The organism is Chryseobacterium sp. Leaf404 (genome assembly GCF_001424145.1).
In the GTDB taxonomy this organism is placed as follows: domain Bacteria; phylum Bacteroidota; class Bacteroidia; order Flavobacteriales; family Weeksellaceae; genus Chryseobacterium.
The window spans coordinates 872,705-879,388 of the sequence record NZ_LMQM01000010.1; the positions used below are offsets into that span (position 1 = coordinate 872,705).

A 6,684-nucleotide genomic window follows, 5' to 3' on the forward strand; every position below is an offset into this window, starting at 1 on the left:
ATTAGAATTTGAAGTTATACGTGATGTTCGGAATCCATTTGAACAGTGAAGTCTGCATCGCTCTCGTCGTTCCCGGATTGTTTGGATTGTCTTCAAACGTGATTGTGTAGGCATTTTCTCTTCCGTAAACATTGTACACGCCGAATGACCATGAGCCTTTCCAACGTTTTTCAGAAACCGGTTCGTATGTTGCGCTCAAATCCATTCTGTGGTAAGCCGGCATTCTGTCGGCGTTTCTGCTGCTGTACTGGAAGATGGTTTGTCCGTTCAGTTCGTATTTTCCTGTAGGGAAAGTCACGGCATTTCCGGTGCTGTACAGGAATAATCCTGAGAAGGACCATTTTGGATTCAGCTGATAAGTGGCTACTACAGAAAGATCGTGGGTTTTGTCCTGTCTTGCGTCGTACCATTCGTTATCGTTGATGCCGTTGATCTGTCTTTCGGTTTTGGATAAAGTATAGGAAATCCATCCGGTGAGTTTTCCGCTTTTCTTTTTGGCGATGAGTTCTAAACCATAAGCTCTTCCCTTTCCGAATAGCAGTTCACTTTCTACATCCGCAGCGGTGTCGAACGAGATTTGAGCTCCGTTTTTATAATCGATTTGATTCTGCATTGATTTGTAATACAACTCAGCATTCAATTCATAATTATTGTTGTTGAAATTCCGGCTGTAGCCTGCGCTGATCTGGTCGGCGATTTCAGGTTTCACGGTGTAGCTGCTTCCAATCCACTGATCTGTGGGATTTCCGCTTCCGCTGTTGCTCAGTAAATGTAAATTTTGGGTGTTTCTGGAATATCCTCCTTTAATACTGCTGAACTCATTGATTCTATAGTTCGCTGTAATTCTAGGTTCAAGATTAATATAAGTTTTCCCAAATTTTCCTTTTTCAAGATATTCAGAATCCGTTAAAACTCCGTTCTGATAAGTATTGAAAGTATCGCCGCCTAAGACAGAAAACACTGCAAGTCTGGCTCCGTAATTGATCGTCAGCTTTTCGGTTGCTTTAAAATCATCATTGATGTACACTGCATTTTCCCATGAATATCTCGGATTTCGAGGAAAACTGCTTACACTCGTCCCCGAAGCACTGCTTGGTGTAATGGTATGGTAAATGGACTGTAAACCAAATTTTACAGAATGTTTATTTTCGGCAAACCATGAGAAATCCTGTTTCAGATTCCAGTCTTCAATTTCAGAATCGAGACCGAAAGTATTGTTGTTGCTGCTCAAAGCAACATTGTAGTTGTAATTGCTGTAAATAAATGAGGTGTTTGAGAACAATTTACTGCTGATAATGCTGTTCCAGCGCAAAGTTGCTGTGGTATTTCCCCAATCTGTGGAGAATGTATCACCAAGACCCAAGACATCTCTTCCAAAATATCCCGATAAATACAGACGGTTGTTTTCATTGATCTGATAATTGGCTTTTAAATTCAAATCATAGAAATACAGTTTGCTGTCTTTGAAATCATCGGTTGCTTTTAAAAATACATCAGCATAAGTACGTCTTCCCGAAACAATGAACGAAGATTTTTCTTTCTGAATCGGCCCTTCCACACTTAATCTGCTGCTGATTAAACCAATTCCGCCGTTGACGTTGTAGTCTTTGTTGTTACCGTCTTTCATTTTAACATCAAGAACAGAAGACAAACGCCCGCCATACTGAGCCGGACTGTTTCCTTTTATGATACTTACATCTTTCAATGCATCACTGTTGAATGTGCTGAAAAAACCAAGCAAATGCGATGCATTATAAACCGCAGCTTCATCCAAAAGAATTAAATTCTGGTCTGTGGCGCCACCTCTTACCGAAAAACCGCTGCTTCCTTCACCATTACTTTTAATTCCCGGCAAAAGCTGTATGGTTTTCATCACATCTTTCTCGCCAAACAGAACCGGAAGTTTATCGATTTGTTTAATACTCAGCGTTTCCGTTCCCATTTGTGCAGACGAGAGATTCTTATCTTTTTTCACTGCTGAGATCACCACCTCATCAATCTGTGATGTTTTCTCATAACCTTCCTGAATAAGCTCAATGTTCTGCTTTACATCATTCTCAACGTTGATATTTTGCTGAAAATCTTTAAAACCCGGATTAGAAACCAATATTGTGTAAGAACCTTTAGGAAGGGAAAGCGAATAGAAACCATATTCGTTGGCAACGACTGAGATGGAGGGATTTTCGGCTACTTTTACAGTAACTCCTATTAATAACTCGCCGTTTTTCTGATCTTTTACCGTTCCGCTGACAGAATAATTCTGCTGTGCAAAAACGACAGTACTGAAACAAACTGCCGCAATGGAAACTGCAATTTTAAAGGATGATGTCTGCATTAAAATGATTTACGATGTAAAGATATTGAAATTATACCCAACCACACATAATAGATCAATGACTGAAATGTCTTCTGCTGTGGAGATGACAGATGTTTATTTTCTGATTAAAAAACAAAAAACTGCGTAATGCAGTTTCTGTTTTTTGTTTTGTGTAATGTTGTTATATGGCCGGATTGATGCTTCCTGATGCACCACGTGGCAGAAAAACCACTTTTCTTTTAATACTTTTCGCTTTTTCCAGCACTTTAAGTGCTTTTTGGCGTTCAATTTCTTTATTCATACTTGAAATCGACTGATCGAAGTTGGTAGAAGACTGCATATTTTTGGTGTTTTGGTTAATATTTTTTTTTCAACGAAAACCGTACCGTTTTTCAAAAATATATGGGTTTGCACAATATTTAAGGTAAAATTTTCTGTCATACCTCTCCTATTTTACCACCTAAAAAATATTTCAGTAAAAATACTGTCGTTTGCAGTTTTAAGGCATAATACTTGCAAACTGTGCCATTATAAATTTCTACACCACACTATAATCATTTCATATATGAAAATCCCCTGGTTTGGAAGTCAAACAGGGGATTTTGTTTTTTGCTTATGGAATGCGGTATGGATATTTAGTAAATGTTTTAACCGAAATTTTCAATACTCCAGCTCTACAGAGAGTAAAATTTCTGCGGTGAGTTTTGGTTTTTTGGTAACATATATAAATACAAAATTCATATTTGTTCTAAGAGCCTGTTTAAATTTCATCAAAATTAATTTCCCCGGCCCTAAAGGGTGTAATTAAGATGAAATTTTCGTAGATTTTTTCCTCTCTTTAGGGTTGGGGAAAGAAAAAAGGTTTCTAAAAAATTGTATTCAATAATTTTTAAACAGGCTCTAACTTGATTGAATCTTATTCTAATTTATCACAAAATTTGATTTTACCAATTATCTCAAAATTTACTTTTAAAAGTTTGGTCAGTGATGCATGATTTAAATAGATAGATATAAACATAGTATCAAAATCTTTTTACTAAGTACTATTTATAACATATAAAAACGTCTAAAGGTAAAAAATTACGCTATTATTTTGGCAAACGAATGATTATTTGATTAATTTTATACTAAACTAATAAAACCGAACATCATGAAAATTGGAATTTACATTTCAGGCCTGGGACAGTCTGTAGAAAATGACAGTGTGGAAAGTATGCCGAACGGTTGAAAAATGAATTTAAATTCAATACCCGCGGTACGCATTACCACACAAAATCTGAGAAGGTCTCCTATATCGCAGACCGTGAGGCTATTGTAGTTACCTTATATAAAGGAAACGGTTTCAATACAGTATTATATCGTTTTTACGAATTTACGTAGCACGAATTGCTTACCGAAAAGTTTAAAAAGAAATCGGTGATTTCAAAGAGTTTGTGGTTGCTTAATCTGGTACTTGCGAATTTCCCTGTAGTAATCAAAAGAATTTTTACACCACAGAGCTATGCAAGACCCTTACAGACTTTTTATCTGTTTCTTATTTTTCTGCTAATTTCATTGTTTCTGGTAATTACGCTTGTAGCAGCAGTTGACGTGATAAGAAGTATCCCATTGATACAGAATATTTTTTTGACTCTTGATAAAAATACTTATCATTTATACAGTCAATATGCCATTAAATAAAATATAAATTTTTGGTCTCAAATTACTTTATCCTTAGTTGCGTTTGTACTATTATTCATTCCCAATGCAGATACGCTGATCACTAATCTTGCTACTGAATTCGTCTGTGCCAATGATTACATCAGACATGGTGCTAGACGACAGATTATTCAGGGGAATCTTGAGCATCTTATGGATTACATTACAGAACATGAAGAGGCTCCGGGAATTCATTTCCACACTTACAGTTTCGGAAGTATTCTCGCTATAGATTATCTGTATCCCTACCGTACAAAACCATCAGATAATGCAATGATGCATTGCAAGGCCCTCATCACTATTGGCTCACCGTATGAATTTATCAATTCTTACTTTAAAAATTTTTACAGCAATCGAATCACACATTTAGGGGATAATATCCAGTGGACGAATATTTACTCTGTGTCTGATGCTCTCTCTACCAATTTCAGGAATGATGACAAGGAAGGGGATGCTCAGTTTGGTTTGCGGGGCTGTAAGTAAAGGCTGTTAATCTCAGTTACGAAATTACCTCTTTTGATAAAGAAGGTTTTGTCAGTTTTATTATGCTTCGCAGTCTACAGGCACACAGCCATTACTGGGATCATAATCCTGAAGGATCCGGCTGTCAGTCTCTTATCTACGGATGGATGAGAGATAACACACTTCTATCTAATAACATTGTAGGTCTTCAGGCTTAATCACTTATGGGAGCATAGAAAAAAATCTTTTTCTGGTTGGTGAAAAATTTCTTTTAGATGACTAGACAATTCAAAGCCCGCCAACAATGTTCGGGCAGATTATTATGCATGGATTTACTTATTAATATTTTCTTTAAGTTTCTGCAGATTATCCTTAGAAATTAACCACGAATATTCTTTCAAAATAATGCCATTGAGTGGCTTTACTGAATTATCTTTAAGAAGATTTAAGATTTCCTGTACGTTACCGTAATCACTTTTTTCTTTGTATATTTCTTCGAGAATATCTTTTGCTTTGTCTCTATCGCCTTCCAATAACACTGCTATCGCCTTATTGTATTTTTGGTTAATTGTTATATATTTAGACTCTGCGTGAACTTCTTTATTGACATTAATCCTGTTCAGAGATAAAAAGTCAATAATTTTTACATATCTTTTTAAATCTTTAAGATTTGTGTCCAGCATTGCAAGTTGAATATGTTTTTCATTTTTATTTCTAATTTCATCCAGCAAAGATTTCTGTAGAATATTATTTATTTCTGCTGTTATTTCATCCTGGTTTTTTTTGAAGTTTTTTTTGTTCGAAAGTTTTGTAGAATATTCATCGTATCTCTTTCGTATTTCAAAGAGTTCTTCAAAAGCCATGGTATTAATATCTGCTATTGAAGTTCTGTACGAATCCATAATGGGAATAATCTCAGGTTGAATTGTAACCTCCTCAGAATCCAGAGTATTTCGTATGAAATCAATCACCTTTACGTATTCGCCATATGTTTGAACATTAAATGATGTGTTTGTGGGTATATTAAGTCTGGCCGGTTTTCCTGTGATTCCTATGGTTTTCATACTAATGTCAACTTTCAATTTATCAAATTGAACGCTAGCGGCTAATTTTTCAATATTTAAATTCTTTGAATTCTCGTCATTATCTTTATTAAGCGTCATCCCTGAAATCTTAAATTCAGACCGTATGCCTACTGCGTATCTGATTGTCGGCAGATTTGAGCATCCGCAATCCTGATACTGTATATAATCTATTACTACATATAGATCATTTTTACTGAATTCATTGCTGATGATTCCGAATGCTTGCAGTGCTGTTGTATTTTCACCTCTGAAAAGATAGTGTCTGAATTGAAATCCACTTTTTAAATCGTTGATTTTTTCAGGAATCACATACTTGCAGTTTTTTATTTGAATACTGTCATAATCTCTTTGTGACAAATCAGGAAGAACATTCATTTGACGCACAAAACGTTTTAAAGGTTTTAAAGTATTTGTTTTACTGTCTTTTTCAATATAGTCTTTTTCGATTATTTCAGATACGCTGTTAAGATCGATCAGTTTTTTAACAATCTGATATTCTAATATTGCTTGAGAGTAATAAGTTTTATCAGCAACTATAGCATTTAATGACAGAAGGTCTTTATTCTTTTTTGCAAATTTTTTAAGACTTCCTTCATCTTGCCCATACAAACATGTACCTGTAAGAAATAATAGTGTGTAAAAAAATGTTTTCATAGTTGATAGTTTTATGTAAAATTACCAACTCTAACTTTGCTATACTATTACACAAAAGTAGTATTATGAAGAAACGCACTATAGACTTAACTATGATTGTCTAATAAATACATTTGTTGTATGACTGCGATTAAAACAGCAAAATGAAATTACTCACCAATTGACTCTGTTATTTCTCCAACACTTTCCATACCTCAGAAAACACCTTCCCCAGCTACGCAAAATCTCCCTGCGCCGTGCGAATTTATTGAGTGATGATTTCTGTTTTTTCTAGCGATATCAATTGTTGGGTATTTTATTTTATAAGATTTCCTTATGTGCGTGGGATTCTCGCAACTTTGTGAATATAAAATGTTTTCAAGTAAAAACTGGATATGCAAATAAAAATTCCAGTATAAGTTAAGCAACATTTTGATAAATTTTATTTTGATTGTTAAACTCTTCTATTGTTTTGTAATTCAAGGTGCT

Annotated in this window: 6 protein-coding genes; 3 read left to right on the forward strand and 3 right to left on the reverse strand. The window is 34.9% G+C overall.

Annotation, left to right across the window (positions count from 1 at the left end; translation table 11 throughout):
* Window position 1: 1 nt before the first annotated feature.
* Complete coding sequence (locus tag ASG31_RS09685) at window positions 2–2,335, reverse strand: TonB-dependent receptor (RefSeq protein ID WP_056031268.1); 2,334 nt, start codon at window positions 2,333–2,335, stop codon at window positions 2–4.
* 163 nt (window positions 2,336–2,498) lie between these two features.
* Entirely contained in the window at window positions 2,499–2,657 is a 159-nt protein-coding gene (locus ASG31_RS18555) for a hypothetical protein (protein ID WP_157844457.1), read from the reverse strand.
* Between the two features lie 884 nt (window positions 2,658–3,541).
* Here ASG31_RS18555 and ASG31_RS18730 point away from each other — a divergent pair.
* The 3 genes from ASG31_RS18730 to ASG31_RS19060 all read left to right on the forward strand — a co-directional run bounded on the left by ASG31_RS18730 (window position 3,542) and on the right by ASG31_RS19060 (window position 4,695).
* Window positions 3,542–3,697 (forward strand): hypothetical protein, encoded by a 156-nt coding sequence (locus tag ASG31_RS18730; protein ID WP_157844458.1) that lies wholly within the window; start codon window positions 3,542–3,544, stop codon window positions 3,695–3,697.
* A 471-nt stretch (window positions 3,698–4,168) separates the two neighbouring features.
* Window positions 4,169–4,498, forward strand: a complete 330-nt coding sequence (locus tag ASG31_RS09695; RefSeq protein WP_056031277.1) for a hypothetical protein — start codon at window positions 4,169–4,171, stop codon at window positions 4,496–4,498.
* Between the two features lie 62 nt (window positions 4,499–4,560).
* Entirely contained in the window at window positions 4,561–4,695 is a 135-nt protein-coding gene (locus tag ASG31_RS19060) for a hypothetical protein (RefSeq protein ID WP_262483839.1), read from the forward strand.
* A gap of 114 nt (window positions 4,696–4,809) precedes the next feature.
* On the opposite strand, the gene ASG31_RS09700 is transcribed toward ASG31_RS19060, so the two are convergent.
* A complete protein-coding gene (locus ASG31_RS09700; RefSeq protein ID WP_056031280.1) occupies window positions 4,810–6,216 on the reverse strand; it encodes a hypothetical protein in 1,407 nt (468 codons plus the stop codon).
* Between the last annotated feature and the right edge of the window lie 468 nt (window positions 6,217–6,684).

Coding starts and splice junctions, on each gene's coding strand:
- ASG31_RS09685 (WP_056031268.1), bottom strand. CDS start 2,335: ATGCAGACATCATCCTTTAAAATTGCAGTTTCCATTGCGGCAGTTTGT.
- ASG31_RS18555 (WP_157844457.1), bottom strand. CDS start 2,657: ATGCAGTCTTCTACCAACTTCGATCAGTCGATTTCAAGTATGAATAAA.
- ASG31_RS09695 (WP_056031277.1), top strand. CDS start 4,169: ATGGATTACATTACAGAACATGAAGAGGCTCCGGGAATTCATTTCCAC.
- ASG31_RS19060 (WP_262483839.1), top strand. CDS start 4,561: ATGCTTCGCAGTCTACAGGCACACAGCCATTACTGGGATCATAATCCT.
- ASG31_RS09700 (WP_056031280.1), bottom strand. CDS start 6,216: ATGAAAACATTTTTTTACACACTATTATTTCTTACAGGTACATGTTTG.